This is a genomic window from Vibrio misgurnus, assembly GCF_029635775.1.
GTDB classification, from domain to species: Bacteria; Pseudomonadota; Gammaproteobacteria; order Enterobacterales; family Vibrionaceae; genus Vibrio; species Vibrio chanodichtyis.
In genome coordinates this window covers 1,411,804-1,427,925 of sequence record NZ_CP113241.1, presented here as the reverse complement: position 1 = coordinate 1,427,925, position 16,122 = coordinate 1,411,804, and the positions used below count along the sequence as shown (strand labels likewise).

General features: G+C 46.2%; 12 protein-coding genes. 6 read left to right on the top strand and 6 right to left on the bottom strand.

What is annotated here, in order from left to right; translation table 11 throughout:
* The first annotated feature begins 35 nt into the window (after positions 1–35).
* Positions 36–1,763, top strand: a complete 1,728-nt coding sequence (locus OOK74_RS06675; RefSeq protein ID WP_274721445.1) for a mechanosensitive ion channel family protein — start codon at positions 36–38, stop codon at positions 1,761–1,763.
* An 81-nt stretch (positions 1,764–1,844) separates the two neighbouring features.
* Here OOK74_RS06675 and OOK74_RS06670 read toward each other — a convergent pair whose 3' ends face one another.
* Together OOK74_RS06670 and OOK74_RS06665 are read right to left on the bottom strand one after the other, a co-directional pair.
* Positions 1,845–2,672, bottom strand: coding sequence for a TonB-dependent receptor (locus OOK74_RS06670; RefSeq protein ID WP_274721446.1), 828 nt, complete (start codon positions 2,670–2,672; stop codon positions 1,845–1,847).
* 219 nt (positions 2,673–2,891) lie between these two features.
* On the bottom strand, positions 2,892–3,200 hold the full coding sequence (locus tag OOK74_RS06665; protein WP_274721447.1) for a DUF1496 domain-containing protein: 309 nt from the start codon (positions 3,198–3,200) through the stop codon (positions 2,892–2,894).
* A 576-nt stretch (positions 3,201–3,776) separates the two neighbouring features.
* Here OOK74_RS06665 and OOK74_RS06660 point away from each other — a divergent pair.
* Both OOK74_RS06660 and fabV read left to right on the top strand, forming a co-directional pair.
* Positions 3,777–6,032 (top strand): acyl-CoA dehydrogenase, encoded by a 2,256-nt coding sequence (locus OOK74_RS06660; protein WP_274721448.1) that lies wholly within the window; start codon positions 3,777–3,779, stop codon positions 6,030–6,032.
* Positions 6,033–6,245: 213 nt separating this feature from the next.
* Positions 6,246–7,448 carry an enoyl-ACP reductase FabV gene (gene fabV, locus OOK74_RS06655; RefSeq protein WP_278182455.1) on the top strand — a complete coding sequence of 401 codons (1,203 nt, stop codon included), beginning with the start codon at positions 6,246–6,248 and terminating at the stop codon, positions 7,446–7,448.
* 226 nt (positions 7,449–7,674) lie between these two features.
* Here fabV and infA read toward each other — a convergent pair whose 3' ends face one another.
* From infA to aat, 3 genes are all read right to left on the bottom strand, one after another.
* Positions 7,675–7,893, bottom strand: coding sequence for a translation initiation factor IF-1 (gene infA / locus OOK74_RS06650; RefSeq protein ID WP_166014837.1), 219 nt, complete (start codon positions 7,891–7,893; stop codon positions 7,675–7,677).
* 83 nt (positions 7,894–7,976) lie between these two features.
* On the bottom strand, positions 7,977–8,678 hold the full coding sequence (locus OOK74_RS06645) for an arginyltransferase (RefSeq protein WP_274721450.1): 702 nt from the start codon (positions 8,676–8,678) through the stop codon (positions 7,977–7,979).
* 3 nt (positions 8,679–8,681) lie between these two features.
* A complete protein-coding gene (aat, locus tag OOK74_RS06640; RefSeq protein ID WP_274721451.1) occupies positions 8,682–9,413 on the bottom strand; it encodes a leucyl/phenylalanyl-tRNA--protein transferase in 732 nt (243 codons plus the stop codon).
* A gap of 336 nt (positions 9,414–9,749) precedes the next feature.
* Between aat and aroA the strand changes: the two genes are divergently transcribed.
* Complete coding sequence (aroA, locus tag OOK74_RS06635) at positions 9,750–11,036, top strand: 3-phosphoshikimate 1-carboxyvinyltransferase (protein ID WP_274721452.1); 1,287 nt, start codon at positions 9,750–9,752, stop codon at positions 11,034–11,036.
* 57 nt (positions 11,037–11,093) lie between these two features.
* On the opposite strand, the gene OOK74_RS06630 is transcribed toward aroA, so the two are convergent.
* Positions 11,094–11,357, bottom strand: coding sequence for a YciN family protein (locus OOK74_RS06630; protein WP_274721453.1), 264 nt, complete (start codon positions 11,355–11,357; stop codon positions 11,094–11,096).
* Positions 11,358–11,771: 414 nt separating this feature from the next.
* Between OOK74_RS06630 and topA the strand changes: the two genes are divergently transcribed.
* Positions 11,772–14,399 (top strand): type I DNA topoisomerase, encoded by a 2,628-nt coding sequence (topA, locus tag OOK74_RS06625; protein WP_274721454.1) that lies wholly within the window; start codon positions 11,772–11,774, stop codon positions 14,397–14,399.
* A 505-nt stretch (positions 14,400–14,904) separates the two neighbouring features.
* On the top strand, positions 14,905–16,122 hold the full coding sequence (gene glgC / locus OOK74_RS06620; protein ID WP_274721455.1) for a glucose-1-phosphate adenylyltransferase: 1,218 nt from the start codon (positions 14,905–14,907) through the stop codon (positions 16,120–16,122).

The window sequence follows — 16,122 nt, the reverse complement described above, 5'->3', positions numbered from 1 at the left end:
TCTAGCGTGACCAAGATTTTAAGAGGAAAGTAATAATGATAGAAAAAATCGGCGCTAAGGTGTTGCCGCATTTGGGATGGGCTGCTTGTTTGTTGCTTCTAGCAACCCAAGTCTGGGCCAATAACCCACCTGAAGTGGGATCTTTTGCTGAGGCAAATAATGTGGTTGTGGAAACGCCTATTTCTGAACTCGAGCACGACATTGATCAGACTAAGCGCTATATCAATGAACTTTCGGTAACGCTCAACCAAGCGACCGGTGATGTGCGTGATGCATTACAACTGCAAATGTTTCAGAAAAATGCTGAGCTAAGAAAGAGTTTGGCTAAAGCCGTGGCCGAACAAAAGGTAGCCAAACCGAAGCTGATTGAGTTGGTCAATACCCAGCAGAGCTATACTGAAGAGGCGACACGCTATATTTCAAAACGGCTTAATTCGCTAACCAGTAATTTTGACAAGGCGTCACATGAAGAAAAACTATCTTACATTGCGACCTATCGTGATTTACACCAATACCTTGATGCGACCTACCATTCCAGTTTGGAAAATATGCATTGGCTAAGTCAATTGGGTATCAATACTCGCGAGATTACAGAGACGTTAACAGAGCGAGTTAATCAGCGTTTGCGCTTGCTATCCGCCTCGTTGGAGTACCTAAACCAGCAAATTAGCGTGATTGATAGCCAGATCAAATCCAGTCCCGAATCGGAAAAAGCCAACTTACAATTGACGTTGCTCTTTACTCAGCAACGGTTAGATATTGTCACTAAAAGCTTGCGCTCAGTCGTCGAGATTGCCGATAGCCTAGCAATGGAAACCGCCGATTATAAGCGGCAAATTTTTCAAGTGACAGGCAGTATTACTCAAGATGTATTGAATACTCAGGTAATGGTGTCTATCGTTCGTCATTGGTGGAATGCCGGGCTAAATTGGCTAACCAGTGATGCGGTACAGCATCTGTTTCAGTTAGTGATCTTCTTATTAATTGTTTTGGTCGCCAAAGGGGCGGCGCAAATCACACGTAGCATTGTACGTTTTGTGGTTAGTTCGAAAAATATCCATTTCTCCCATCTTATGCAGGACTTTTTTGTTTCGATGTCTGGCAAAGCGGTTTGGGTGATTGGCATCCTGGTTGGGCTATCGCAGTTGGGTTTAAACCTTACACCAGTATTAACTGGTTTTGGGATTGCTGGGGTCATTATGGGTTTTGCTTTGCAAGATACCTTATCCAACTTTGCTGCGGGCATGATGTTATTGATCTACCGTCCGTTTGATGTGGGGGATTTTGTTAATGCGGGTGGAGTTGACGGTAAAGTAAGTCACATGAGTTTAGTCAATACCACGATCCGAACTTTTGATAACCAGATCATCATAGTGCCGAACAGCAAAATTTGGGGTAATGTAATTAAAAATGTCACTCATGAAAAAATTCGCCGGGTAGATATGGTGTTTGGGATCGGCTATAGCGACGATTTGCTCAAAGCGGAAGCTGTACTCACCGATATTGTTAAATCACACCCTGCGGTTTTACGTTCTCCTGAACCGAATATCAAGGTGCATACGCTCAACACATCTTCAATTGATTTTATTGTGCGCCCTTGGGTAAAAACCGAAGACTATTGGGATGTTTACTGGGATGTGACTAAGCAAGTCAAATTGCGCTTTGATCAAGAAGGTATTTCGATTCCGTTTCCACAACAAGATGTGCATTTACATCTGGTTGATCAGCCCTCTGTGGTGCTAGAGAACCGGCCAATGGTTTAACCTGCAATAGACCTAGCCGCCAATAACGGCTAGGTTTACTGACCGTATAATGATGTGGTTAATGTGCACATCACTTTAGGATTAAAAACGTCGATCGAGAGAGAAAAACAGGCTTTGGCGATCACCAAAGCCAAACTCTCCGAGTAGATACCAACTGTCATTGATTTGATACTGCATACCGATAAGGGGATTCCACGGGGTTTTTAGACGCTGTTTGACTTCAAAGCCGGCATCTTTGGGGAGTAATCCGGTCAGTTGGCTAGGCAAGCCGAGATCGGCCAGTGAGCCATGGAGTGTTTGCTCTACATCTTGATACATAGCGCCAGCCCAAATCCGGAGCGGTTGCCCATGCTGATTAAAATCGTAGCCAATGCGCGGTGATATCACTAGCGCATCAATACTGCCATCAATCACGGTCAAGCGGCTTTGGGTCAAGCTAGCGTCGACCAACGCAAACCAGTTCTGATAGCCACCCACCAGCACCACACCAAATCCGGTGGTGTAACCATCAAGCTCCAAACGAAAGTCTTTGATCGGGACAGGAAATTTATTACCCAAATTAAGAGTAACATCGGTGGTCGAGTAGCCATCTAACTTACCGACTAAGCCATACAAATTGAGAAAGGGAAACAGCCACACATCGGCACGTAAGGTCAGTACTTCGGTATATTGGTGGCCAGGTTCTGCGTTTAATGTCAGTGGTAAACCTGCGAGCCCTTGGATAGCAATTGAATCTACATTGATCCCTTGCTCCATGGTCATATAGCTTAGGCTAAAACCGATGGGTTTGGGTAATTCATAGCCCAACGCTTGTGCTTGATCTTTCCAAATCGGTAACGAAAATGTTTCTGCATGAGCGGTATAGGAGAGGGTCAGCAGGGCGAATATTAGTAAGTTAGGTAATTTCATGCAGTGGGCTCAGCGGTGTTATCCCGCGCTATCGGTAACCAAGTTGTCGGGGACTTCCAGCAAAAACGCGTGGAATAAACGAAGAAACATGCCTAATCAGTAGGCTGACAACCATAGTTTCTGATCCGTGAAGGCCATCGGAGGCGGATGATACTCTGAGATGCGCTGCAAAGTAAATCGATAAACTTACCGTTCAAGCATGAGTAAGGCTTTCGCACATTAGGGATGGATAAGTTTAGATTTTGGTATTGGATTTAGTGGTTGGTTGAACGGCAACCACTGTAGTGCTCCATGGGTTTCAAACTCATGAGCTGGCTGACAAGAAAGATATATCTCACCAATTAAAATTACCGCACCTAGTGAATAGGCCTGATCTTGGTAATAGCAGAGGCGCTGAACGGTATTGGTGCCGATCACAATCGGGAGTGGCGTGGCCGGTTGAGTAGGTGGTAGTCGAATCGGTTGCGGAGCGGCGGCTAACGCGACACTGTAACATAGTGTAATCAGGGCTCCGATAGTGCTACGCATTTGGCCTCCTATGACGATTATCTCTTGCTTGTGCTTGTGCTTGTGCTTGGCTCGGCGATAGAGTTGAGCCACCAGTAAACCGCCTTGAGACTGATAAAGCAAGCCACAGATTGATCATCACTGGCAGTATTTCATTTGAAAGCGATAGAGTTTATTGACTTGATCAAGCTAATAATTATCCATCACATAAAAAAAACGCCCAAAACAAACTGGTTTTGGGCGTACACAAGTATAGGAGTTAATAAAAAGGAAAAAGCAGCGTAATGGGTGACAGTCAGTCGAGATACAAGTTTGACGGCCAGTAAAACTCTCAAAGCTCTGTCAATCACCTTTATTCAGACTGGGGGTTTGCTAAAGAGTTCCGAGTGTTTGCAAAAAAATAGAAATTTTTTTGCGGCACAATTCAATGCGCATTCACCTCTACGCTTACCAACGGTAAGCTAGTGATTGAACTATGGATCCCATTCTTGGTTGTCAGAGTTGCCGTACGCTAAGTCGTCAACAATAATCAAGTATAACCAGGTGCGATTAATCACCCACCATAACAATATCACTGGTGAACAAAAGGATCTGAAGATGAGTTCTCTACGCAGAAAATGGATTAGTGACCCCGTTTTTAAACTCTTTAAACAAGTGTTGCCTCCGCTGTCTCCCACAGAGAAAGAAGCGATGGAAGCGGGCAGTGTATGGTGGGATGGTGAGTTATTTTCTGGTAAACCCGATTTTACTAAGCTACATCATTATCCTAAGCCCACCTTGTCTAGCGCAGAACAAGCTTTCATTAACCGAGAGTTGGAAACTTTGCTTGGGATGCTGGATGATTATCAAATCGTCAAACAAGATCGTGATTTACCCCAAGAGGTATGGGATTACCTACGCCAACAGCGATTTTTTTCTTTGAATATATCCAAACAGTATGGTGGACGCCAGTTCTCGGCACTGGCTAACTCGACCATCGTCGCACGGATTGCGACTCGCAGTGTCAGTGCCGCTGTGACGGTTATGGTGCCTAATTCATTGGGTCCTGCCGAACTGTTGTCTCACTATGGTACTCAAGCTCAAAAGGATTACTGGTTGCCGCGTTTAGCCGATGGCCGTGATATTCCTTGCTTCGCCCTGACTGGGCCAGAGGCGGGATCGGACGCGGGCAGCATTCCCGATCAAGGAGTGGTCTGTTATGGCGAGTATGAAGGTCAACAAGTGCTTGGGATCCGGCTGAACTGGAATAAACGCTACATTACGCTAGCGCCGGTCGCCACGGTGCTCGGACTCGCCTTTAAACTGTATGATCCTGACCATTTACTCGGCACGCAATCCGAGATTGGCATCAGTTGCGCGCTGATCCCTGCGACTCATCCCGGCGTTGAAATGGGCGAGCGTCATGATCCATTGGGCTTAGCTTTTATGAATGGTCCCACCCGTGGCCATGACGTGTTTATCCCGATCGATTGGCTAATTGGTGGTGCAGAATACGCGGGCAAAGGCTGGCGGATGCTGGTGGAATGCCTTTCGGCTGGACGAGGGATTTCATTGCCGGCATTAGGTGCGGCGATTGGTCATTTGACGGCGCGCACTACCGGTGCTTATGGCTATGTTCGTAAGCAGTTTGGCATGTCGATCGGTAAGTTTGAAGGCGTGGCCGAAGCGATGGGGCGTATTGGTGGCTTAACCTATTTGCTGGAAGCCACTCGTACGTTAACTACCACGGCACTGGATCTGAAAGAAAAACCTGGGGTGATCACGGCGATTGCCAAATACCACATGACTGAAATCGCGCGTACGATTTTAAATGATGCGATGGATATCCATTCAGGGCGTGCGATTCAAACTGGGCCGATGAACTATCTTGCCACCCATTATTTAGGCGTGCCGGTAGCCATTACCGTAGAAGGGGCAAATATTTTAACCCGTAATCTGATGATTTTTGGGCAAGGTGCAACCCGTTGTCACCCTTATGTGCTTAAGGAGATGGCGGCAGAAGCCAACCCAGATCAGCCACAAGGGGCACAGGAATTTGATCAACTGTTGTTTAAACATATTGCTCATGCGACCAAAAATAGTTTTGGGGCACTGTTTGCTGCGTTGACAGGATCGCGGTTTATTCACGTTCAGTTGAGTGGTGCTACGCAGGATTACTATCGACAGATGACTCGTTTAAGCCGCGCACTCGCGGTGAGTGCTGATATGGCGATGTTAACACTAGGCGGTGAGCTAAAGCGTAAAGAACTCATTTCTGCCCGTTTTGGCGATGCGTTAAGTTATCTGTATATGGGCTCAGCGGTATTGAAAAAATACGAAGATGAAGGTCGTCACCAGACAGATCTCGATTATGTGCATTATGCGATGCAATACTGTTTGTACCACGCAGCCAAAGCGCTCAATCAAGCGTATCGCAATTATCCTATTTCAGGTATTGGCTTATTGCTCAAAGGGCTATTGTTCCCACTTGGCAATCACTTTGCGCCACCGAGTGATGAATTAGCGTTGAAGATTGCCGACAGCTTAATGACGCCGGGAGCGCATCGTGATCGCCTCACCCAACTTTGTTATATCGGTCAGAGTGACAATGATAGTATCGGATTGATTGAAAACGCGTTTTTAGCCATGTATAGCATTAAAGGCTTAGAGCGTAAGCTACAACACGCGGTGAAACAGGGCAAAGTCGATCGTAAGGGGCAATTGGTCGATCGCTTAGCGCAAGCGCAACAAGCGGCAATCTTAACGGCTGATGAAGTGGCGTCGATTGTCGCTGCCGAAAAATTACGCAGTCGTGCGATTCAGGTTGACCATTTCAGCCATGATTTTTCGCAAGTGCATACCCGCCAAGGTTAAGTTCAAACGTGTGAATTTTGCAAATCATAAAGTATTTAGGGCTTCTGCACAGAAGCCCTCATTATTTTTAACAGTGAATGGAGTGAGATTAATCGAAAATTTGCGCTATTGAGTGATCCAACCACTGACCATTTTCGGCGAAATGAAGAGAAATTAGATGCGATTTGTGTCTGAACCTTTTATTCTAACGACGATTTTTTAAGGAAGTTGAATATGATCATCAAACCTAAAATTCGTGGATTCATCTGTACAACAACCCATCCGGTCGGTTGTGAAGCGAACGTAAAACAACAAATTGCCTACACTCAAGCACAAGGCCCGATCACTAATGCGCCGAAGCGTGTATTAGTGGTGGGTTCATCAAGCGGCTATGGTCTCTCATCACGTATTACTGCAGCATTTGCTGGTGGTGCAGCGACCATTGGGGTGTTCTTTGAAAAGCCAGGTACCGACAAAAAACCAGGTACTGCGGGTTTCTACAATGCTGCGGCATTTGACAAATTAGCCCATGAAGCCGGTCTGTACGCGAAAAGCCTCAACGGTGATGCTTTCTCAAACCAAGCCAAACAAAAAGCGATTGAGCTGATTAAACAAGATCTCGGTCAAATTGATTTGGTGGTTTACTCACTGGCTTCACCAGTACGTAAAATGCCAGAAAGTGGTGAATTAATCCGTTCTGCACTGAAACCGATTGGTGAAACCTATACCTCGACTGCGGTTGATACTAATAAAGATGTGATCATCGAAGCGAGCGTGGAGCCTGCGACTGAGCAGGAGATTGCCGATACTGTGACAGTGATGGGTGGTCAAGATTGGGAGCTGTGGATCCAAGCGTTAGATCAAGCTGGTGTGCTGGCTGAAGGCTGTAAAACTGTAGCTTACAGCTACATCGGTACCGAGTTGACTTGGCCAATCTATTGGGATGGTGCGCTTGGCCGTGCCAAGATGGATTTAGACCGCGCCGCGGGTGCCCTTAACCAACAGTTGGCAAGCAAAGGCGGTAGCGCCAATGTGGCCGTGCTGAAATCAGTAGTGACACAAGCCAGCTCAGCGATTCCAGTAATGCCACTGTATATCGCTATGGTGTTCAAGAAAATGCGTGAGCAGGGTGTACACGAAGGCTGCATAGAGCAGATCTACCGTATGTTTAGCCAACGTTTATACAAACCAGATGGCTCGGCCGCTGAAGTGGATGAGGACAATCGTCTGCGTTTGGATGATTGGGAATTGCGTGATGATATTCAGCAGCATTGTCGTGAGTTGTGGCCACAAATTACCACTGAAAACCTGCGTCAGTTGACCGATTACGACATGTACAAAGAAGAGTTCATCAAGCTATTTGGTTTTGGCATTGAAGGCATCGATTACGATGCAGATGTTAATCCAGAGGTTGAATTCGCGGTCATTGATCTCTGATCAAACGCTGTTTATTACAAACTGTATTTACTGCAAACTATGTTTATTGATAGTCAAAAAGGCGCGTTTTGCGCCTTTTTTCGTAATCAAGCGGATTGTTGAAGCGGGGTGAATCTGTTCAGTCAGAGTCGTTCAATAGGCTCAATTAATAATCCGTCGGTAGTTTCTCGCCACAACAAAAAGCGGAGCTTAAGCTCCGCTTTTTGTTGCGTTCGGAAATCAGTGATTAACGAGCACGGAAGACGATGCGACCTTTAGACAAATCGTAAGGAGTCATCTCTACAGTGACTTTGTCACCGGTCAAAATGCGGATATAGTTTTTGCGCATTTTGCCAGAGATGTGAGCGATCACAATGTGACCATTTTCAAGCTCTACACGGAACATTGTGTTAGGAAGAGTATCAAGGACAGTGCCTTGCATCTCAATTACGTCTTCTTTAGCCATTTAATCCTCTTTAGAAATTTGGCGATCTTTAACGGCGCAGGATTCTGCCATTAAACGTTCAATATGGGAAGTTGCGGCGTATTCTACCCTTGCCAACGTTGATTTACTAGCCTTTGATGCGGATTGAAACGGACTTTGTAGTTCATAGCCGGACATTCATCGATTTGATATCCCAAATAAAGCCACTGTTTTTCGGTCTGTTGGCAATAACTCAACTGACAAAGCACAGCTAAGGTGCCCAAAGAAAGCGGTACTTCTGGGTCATAGAAAGTGTAAAAGGCACTGGCGCTGTTGGGCAGCAGATCGGTTACCGCAATCGCCACCAACTTTTGGGCGGCGTAGAGATGCAAATATTGCGTATTAAGCCAAGTTGCCCCCGCAAACTGGGCAAATTCGTCTTTATTGGGTGGATACATTGAACCGTGGCGATGACGAGCGCAAATGTAGCGCTGGTAAAGATCATACCAATTGGGATCCAATTCCGGTTTCAGTTGCCAGTGCAAGGTTTGCTTAAGCTGTTTAAGCAAGCGGCGTTGACTTGTACTTGGCACAAAATCGGCCACCGCCACCCGCAGTGCTTGACAAGCGTGGCACTGATCGCAATGTGGTTTATAAATGGTCTCGCCACTGCGCCGAAAGCCATTGGCCAGTAAAATTTGATAATTCTCGGCTGATTGTATGGGGAGATCGATGGCCACCGCGACGCGTTCCATTTGATCTTTCAAATAGCTACAAGGATGGTTATTGGTTAAGCCAATCCGAATGGATTGCAGATCTAAGCTCATCGATTAATCCTTAACCGTACTCGGTAAGATGGGAGAGGCGAGCCACTGTGGGGTAAAGCAACCTGAGCAAAGCGGCTGATCTCTAACCTCAAGTAAGGTCTGAATAAACTGGTCACGGGTGAGGGTCGTCGCTCCTAGCGATTGCAAATGTGGATTCATCACTTGGCAATCAATCAGTTGTCCTTGGTGGCGTGAAAAATGGTCGCAAAAATACCACAGTGCAATTTTGGAAGCATTGCTCGCGAGGCTAAACATCGATTCGCCACAAAACAGTTGCCCAACGGCAATTCCATACAATCCGCCGACTAGTTGCTCACCTTGCCACACTTCAACCGAGTGGCAGTGACCTTGCTGTGCCAGCTCAGTATAGGCGGCACGCATCTGCGCATTCAGCCAGCGCTGATCGGCCGGACGAGTTAACGCGCACTGCTCGATCACTTGCGGCGTAGCTTGGTTGAGGCTAACTCGATATTGCAATTGGCGTTGATACTTCTGCACGCTTTTGGCTGGACGAAACTGGCTAGGGTTAAATACCGCTCGTGGTGCAGGGCTCCACCATAAAATAGGATCTTCAGGGCCGTACCAAGGAAAAATACCATTATGATAGGCAGCTAAAATTCGCTGCGGATTGAGATCTCCGCCAAACGCCAGCAGTCCGTTAGGATCTTCTAAAGCATCAAATGGAGACGGAAACCTCCAATCGTCCGCGCTTAATTCAGCGAGATAAATAGCCATTGTGTGGGTTTACCTTATCAGTGCTGGCAATAAATTGGCTGCACCAGTGCTCTGGAGCCAATCCGTAATGTGAACATGTGAGCTTATAACCAGCCGATCTTAATGATTTTTAAGGTATTTGCCAATCAGCTGGCTTGGTCATCACCACGTAACAGTATCTTATGCATAAAGGGAAATAAATATTCACACCGGATCAGATTAAGGCTAGCGCGGGCGCGGGAATTTGGTTAGTCTGCGGAGACGAAAAATTTTCGCGGCAACCCATAGCTACAGGACTTTCCATTACAGGATGGTCAGCTACAGGACTTTCAGCGACGCAAGGAAACACAACATCTAATGGAAAGCTTGACTCTACAACCAATACCTCTCATCTCTGGGGAAGTGAATCTTCCCGGCTCGAAAAGCGTGTCAAATCGCGCGCTATTACTGGCCGCATTAGCTTCTGGCACCACCCGTTTGACCAATTTGCTCGATAGCGATGATATTCGCCATATGCTTAATGCATTGACTCAACTAGGGGTGAATTATCGTCTTTCCGCTGATAAAACCACTTGTGAAGTTCAAGGTTTGGGTCAAGCCTTTACTTGCGCTCAGCCATTAGAACTGTTTCTAGGCAATGCAGGTACTGCGATGCGTCCTTTGGCTGCGGCGCTCTGTTTGGGACAAGGTCAATTTGTATTGACTGGTGAACCTCGCATGAAGGAGCGCCCGATTGGCCATTTGGTGGATGCGCTGCGTCAGGCTGGAGCACAAATTGAGTATTTGGAGCAGGAAAATTTCCCGCCACTGCGCATTCAGGGTACCGGTTTGCAAGCCGGTACGGTGTCGATCGATGGTTCCATCTCTAGCCAGTTTTTGACCGCATTTTTAATGGCCGCTCCGCTTGCGCAAGGCAAAGTCACTATCGACATTATGGGTGAGTTGGTGTCTAAGCCTTACATCGACATTACACTGCACATTATGGAGCAATTTGGGGTGCAGGTGATTAACCATGATTACCAACAATTTGTGATCCCCGCTGGGCAATCTTATGTTGCGCCCGGTGACTTTTTAGTGGAGGGGGATGCCTCTTCCGCCTCTTATTTCCTGGCTGCGGCAGCCATCAAAGGTGGTGAAGTCAAGGTAACGGGGATTGGTAAAAACAGCATTCAGGGTGACATTCAATTTGCCGATGCGTTAGAGCAAATGGGCGCGCAGATTGAGTGGGGCGAAGATTACGTGATGGCACGGCGTGGGCAGCTTAATGCGGTGGATCTTGATTTCAATCATATCCCGGATGCCGCGATGACCATTGCGACCACCGCACTGTTTGCTAAAGGTACCACGGCGATCCGCAATGTGTATAACTGGCGAGTCAAAGAGACCGATCGTCTAGCAGCGATGGCGACTGAGCTGCGTAAAGTCGGCGCACAGGTTGAAGAGGGGGACGATTTTATTGTGATCACGCCGCCGGCTAAGTTAACCCATGCGGCGATCGATACTTACGATGATCATCGAATGGCGATGTGCTTCTCACTGCTCGCCTTGAGTGATACACCGGTTACGATTAATGATCCTAAATGCACCTCTAAAACCTTCCCAGATTATTTTGAAAAATTGGCGCAATTAAGTCACAAGAGCTAGCGTTGCACTGATCTCGATATCATCGATGATGATCAAAGCCTCATAACGAGGCTTTGATCATTTTTGCTGGGTCAATTTTTGCAAGGTAAATTGTGGCGACAGTTGATGGGCGAGGTATTTGAACATATTAAATACCGCGGTGGTTTTCACGCTGGGCAGACCTTGGTCAGTGAGGAAATATTCGCCTTTAAACACTAACACGCCTTCTTTTTCCTCTACTTGCGTTGCACGCATTCCGTCAAGGTAATGTTCATGATTTTGAATTATGTGATTGGCGATCAGTAATAGGTCAAATTCGGTGATCGGTTGTTTATTGCTCATGGTGATAGTTCCTTACGCTTAAAAAGCGCCAGTATACTGGCATAAGGGCAAGGGTTAAAAGTAAAGTATTAAAGGCTAAGAATTAAAAGCTAAGGGATAAAAGTAAAGGGCTGATGGGGTATCGTCAGTCGAAAAAGACTGAGCTTGGACGACCAAAGTGTGAGTTATGGCATAGTTCGCGGTTTTTTTCGCGGTGTTAACCGCACAGGGGTCGCGGCACAGTGAGCTTCACTTTAGTATGGACGCGTTTTTGCGCGCGGAACAACATTTCGTCGATTTGTCGAGCAAATAAAAAGCTTTTAGAAAAAACCAGTTGATCTTCTGGTTATCTGGCTCGATAGTAAAAAAAGAATTACATTTTAGAACGTCATGCGATTTATATATCGCCCAATGATGAAGGACAATTGAGTCAATATGGGTAAATCACTCGTTATCGTCGAGTCACCAGCCAAGGCTAAAACTATTAATAAGTATCTTGGTAAAGACTTTATCGTAAAATCCAGTGTGGGGCACGTACGTGATCTGCCTACTGCTGGACAAACTACTACGACCGCGAAAGCGGCTAGCTCGACTAAAAAACTCTCAACCGCTGAGGATAAAGAGCAGCAAAAGCGTGACAAAGAACGCTCAGCGCTGATCAAAAAGATGGGGATTGATCCCTATCACGGATGGGATGCCAACTATCAAATTCTGCCCGGCAAAGAGAAAGTGGTCGCTGAGCTGCAAAAACTCGCCAAAGACGCAGACAGCGTTTACCTCGCAACCGACTTGGACCGCGAAGGAGAAGCCATCGCTTGGCACCTGCGTGAGATCATCGGTGGCGATGAGAAGCGATACAAACGGGTCGTGTTTAACGAAATCACCCAAAATGCGATTCAACAGGCGTTTAAACAGCCGGGCGAATTGAATATGGATGGAGTTAACGCTCAGCAAGCGCGTCGCTTTATGGACCGCGTGGTGGGCTTTATGGTCTCGCCGTTGCTGTGGAAAAAAGTGGCGAGAGGTCTTTCTGCCGGTCGGGTTCAATCCGTCGCGGTAAAGTTATTGGTTGAGCGAGAACGTGAAATTAAAGCGTTTGTGCCAGAAGAGTTTTGGGATATCAACGCTGATACTTTAACCGGTGAGCAGCAAGATTTCCGACTGCTGGTGGCACAAAAAGATAATCTCGCGTTTAAACCGATTAACCAAAGCGAAGCATTGGCTGCGGTGGCCACGCTTAGCCAAGCACAGTTTGAAGTGTGCAAGCGTGAAGACAAGCCAACCTCAAGCAAACCGAGCGCACCTTTTATTACCTCAACCTTGCAGCAAGCCGCGAGTACGCGCTTGGGCTATGGGGTGAAAAAAACCATGATGCTCGCTCAGCGCTTGTATGAAGCAGGCTACATCACTTATATGCGTACTGACTCTACCAATTTGAGTGCAGAAGCGGTCGCCAACCTGCGTGATTACATCACCCAACAGTATGGCGAAGCTTATTTACCAAGTCAGCCGAATGTGTATGGCAGCAAGCAAAATGCGCAAGAGGCACACGAAGCGATCCGTCCTTCGGATGTCACGGTGACTGCCGAGCATCTGCAAGGGATGGAAGCCGATGCCCATAAGCTATACGCTCTGATTTGGAATCAATTTGTGGCTTGTCAAATGACCCCTGCACAATACGATTCAACCACTGTGAGTGTGAAAGCGGCAGAATATACGCTTAAAGCCAAAGGGCGAATTCTAAAATTTGATGGTTGGACGCGTGTGCAGCGTCCACTTGGCAAGAACGAAGATCAGATTTTACCGGCGGTGAAAGTGGGTGAGCACCTGCAATTAGTCAGCCTCGATCCTAAACAGCACTTTACTAAGCCACCGGCACGTTTTACTGAAGCGGCATTGGTCAAAGAGCTTGAAAAGCGCGGCATTGGCCGTCCATCAACCTATGCTTCGATCATCTCCACCATTCAAGATCGTGGCTATGTCAAAGTTGAGCAGCGTCGTTTCTTCGCCGAGAAAATGGGCGAAATCGTGACCGATCGCTTAGACGAAAGCTTTGATGATTTGATGAACTACGATTTTACTGCGCGGATGGAAGAAAAACTCGACCAGATTGCCGAAGGTGATGTCAATTGGACCGCGGTATTGGATGAGTTTTTTGCTGATTTCAGTCGCGATTTAACCACGGCCGAGCAAGATGAAAATGTCGGTGGTATGAAACCGAATCATATTGTGATGACCAATATCTTGTGCCCGACCTGTGCGCGGCCAATGGGGATCCGAACTGCATCGACAGGGGTGTTTTTAGGTTGCTCAGGTTATGCATTACCGCCCAAAGAACGTTGTAAAACCACCATCAACTTGGGTGATGAAGAGGGTATTATCAATGTCTTAGAAGAAGATGTTGAAACGGCGGCACTGCGTGCCAAAAAACGTTGCCCAATTTGTGAAACCGCGATGGATGGCTATCTGATTGACGATAAGCGTAAGCTGCACGTTTGTGGTAACAACCCCAACTGTGAAGGTTTTATCGTTGAGCAAGGTGAGTTCAAAGTTAAAGGCTATGAAGGGCCAATGGTTGAGTGCGATAAGTGCAGCTCAGACATGGTGTTGAAAAATGGTCGTTTTGGTAAGTACATGGGTTGTACTAACGAAACGTGTAAAAATACGCGCAAGATTCTGAAAAATGGTGAAGTGGCACCACCAAAAGAAGATCCGGTGCATTTCCCTGAATTGCCATGTGCTAACTCGGATGCCTATTTTGTGCTACGTGATGGCGCATCTGGTCTATTTTTGGCCGCGAGCAATTTCCCGAAATCGCGTGAAACACGCGCTCCATTAGTCGAAGAGCTCAAACGTTTTGCTGAACGTTTACCCGAAAAGTATCAGTATCTAACCACGGCTCCAACTCATGATCCTGATGGTTTAGCTGCGGTCGTGCGTTTCTCCCGTAAAGAGAAAGAGCACTATGTGCGTACTGAAACGGATGGTAAACCCTCCGGTTGGTTGGCTGTCTACCAAGATGGTAAATGGTTGGTTACCGATAAGCGTAAAAATTCCAAATAGTTTTAAATTGTAAAAATTTAACAGATATTTTCTTTCTAATTACAAGGCAGCTTAGCTGCCTTGCTTCGTTTTTGATTCTCACCGCTAATTTACTTCGTTGTTGTTCACATTTCGTTAACCTTTTTGCAATTAACTTACGGGAGTGTGACTTAAGATTTAGTCTTACACGCAACGGCTCCTTACTATAAAAGACACGACTCAATTTGAGGTTATTTAACCTGTTATCGCGTTACTTTGCGCAACGCTTGGTCTCCCAAATGTGAAAGATTTTTCAATTTGATTTTTATCGTTGCTATTGCTCATTTTTAGTACGCAAATGATTAAAAATTGATTGGTATTCGGCGATAAATTCGATAACTTATAATCAACCGATTGCATTGTTGTTCAATATCTTGATAGTTGTACTGATTAACTGACAGTTGGTTAGCATGGAGCTCCGCACCATCCCCCCAAAGTAAAGATTATTTTGTGGTGCGGTAAATAATATAAAAATGGAGAATGGCATATGGCTGGAGTATTAGGCATGATTTTGGCGGGCGGTGAAGGGTCACGGTTGAAACCGTTGACAGAAACCCGTACCAAACCGGCAGTTCCTTTTGGTGGTAGCTATCGCTTAATTGACTTTGCATTAAACAATTTTGTAAATGCGGATTTAATGCGGATTTATGTATTAACTCAGTTTAAATCGCAATCTCTTTACATTCATATGAAAAAAGGCTGGAACCTCTCTGGGATCACCGATCGTTTTATCGATATTATTCCTGCGCAGATGCGTGATGGTAAACGTTGGTACGAAGGAACGGCGGATGCGATTTATCAGAACTTACGTTTTGTGGAAATTGTGTCACCGGATCAAGTTTGTATTTTTGGCTCAGACCATATCTACAAAATGGATATTCGCCAAATGCTCGATTTTCATCGTCGGATGGGGGCTGAGCTGACGGTCTCCGCACTGCGCATGCCAATCAGCCAAGCATCTCAGTTTGGCGTGATTGAAGTTGATCAAAATGGCAAAATGATCGGCTTTGAGGAAAAACCTAGCCAGCCGAAATCGATCCCAGGCGAGCCTGAGTGGGCATTGGTTTCAATGGGCAACTACATCTTTGAAGCGGATACCTTAAGTAAAGAATTGCGTGATGATGCCGAGGATCCCCATTCGAGTCATGATTTTGGTAAAGATATCATCCCTAAAATGTTCCCGTGTGGACAAGTGTACGTGTACGATTTTACCACCAACAAAATTAAAGGGGAGAAAGGGTCGGCCTATTGGCGTGATGTGGGTACCATTGAGTCTTATTGGTCAGCGCATATGGATCTGCTCGACAAAGATCCCTCTTTCTCTTTGTATAACCGTCATTGGCCATTGCATACTTATTATCCACCACTACCGCCTGTCACCTTGGTGGATGTCAACGAGAAGAAAAATAAAGTAACCGACAGCTTGCTTTCGGGAGGTTGCTATATCCAAGGTGCGACGATTTACAAATCGGTACTCGGCTTTCGCTGTAATATAGCCGCTGGCTCTTTGATTAGTGAATCGGTGATCTTGGGTGATGTAAAAATTGGCGCGGGATGTATGATTAAGCGCGCGATTATCGATAAGAATGTCGAAATTGCCCCCGGAACCATTATTGGTGAAGATTTGGAATTGGATAGAAAACGCTTCCACGTTTCCGATGAGGGGATAGTGGTGATTGAAAAAGGCAGTAAGGTAGGATTTTAG

What these genes read in the sequence shown, in the direction of transcription:
- OOK74_RS06675 (WP_274721445.1), top strand. Translation starts at nt 36, where the DNA reads ATGATAGAAAAAATCGGCGCTAAGGTGTTGCCGCATTTGGGATGGGCT.
- OOK74_RS06630 (WP_274721453.1), bottom strand. Translation starts at nt 11,357, where the DNA reads ATGAGCAATAAACAACCGATCACCGAATTTGACCTATTACTGATCGCC.
- aroA (WP_274721452.1), top strand. Translation starts at nt 9,750, where the DNA reads ATGGAAAGCTTGACTCTACAACCAATACCTCTCATCTCTGGGGAAGTG.
- infA (WP_166014837.1), bottom strand. Translation starts at nt 7,893, where the DNA reads ATGGCTAAAGAAGACGTAATTGAGATGCAAGGCACTGTCCTTGATACT.
- OOK74_RS06645 (WP_274721450.1), bottom strand. Translation starts at nt 8,678, where the DNA reads ATGAGCTTAGATCTGCAATCCATTCGGATTGGCTTAACCAATAACCAT.
- topA (WP_274721454.1), top strand. Translation starts at nt 11,772, where the DNA reads ATGGGTAAATCACTCGTTATCGTCGAGTCACCAGCCAAGGCTAAAACT.
- aat (WP_274721451.1), bottom strand. Translation starts at nt 9,413, where the DNA reads ATGGCTATTTATCTCGCTGAATTAAGCGCGGACGATTGGAGGTTTCCG.
- glgC (WP_274721455.1), top strand. Translation starts at nt 14,905, where the DNA reads ATGGCTGGAGTATTAGGCATGATTTTGGCGGGCGGTGAAGGGTCACGG.
- OOK74_RS06660 (WP_274721448.1), top strand. Translation starts at nt 3,777, where the DNA reads ATGAGTTCTCTACGCAGAAAATGGATTAGTGACCCCGTTTTTAAACTC.
- OOK74_RS06670 (WP_274721446.1), bottom strand. Translation starts at nt 2,672, where the DNA reads ATGAAATTACCTAACTTACTAATATTCGCCCTGCTGACCCTCTCCTAT.
- OOK74_RS06665 (WP_274721447.1), bottom strand. Translation starts at nt 3,200, where the DNA reads ATGCGTAGCACTATCGGAGCCCTGATTACACTATGTTACAGTGTCGCG.
- fabV (WP_278182455.1), top strand. Translation starts at nt 6,246, where the DNA reads ATGATCATCAAACCTAAAATTCGTGGATTCATCTGTACAACAACCCAT.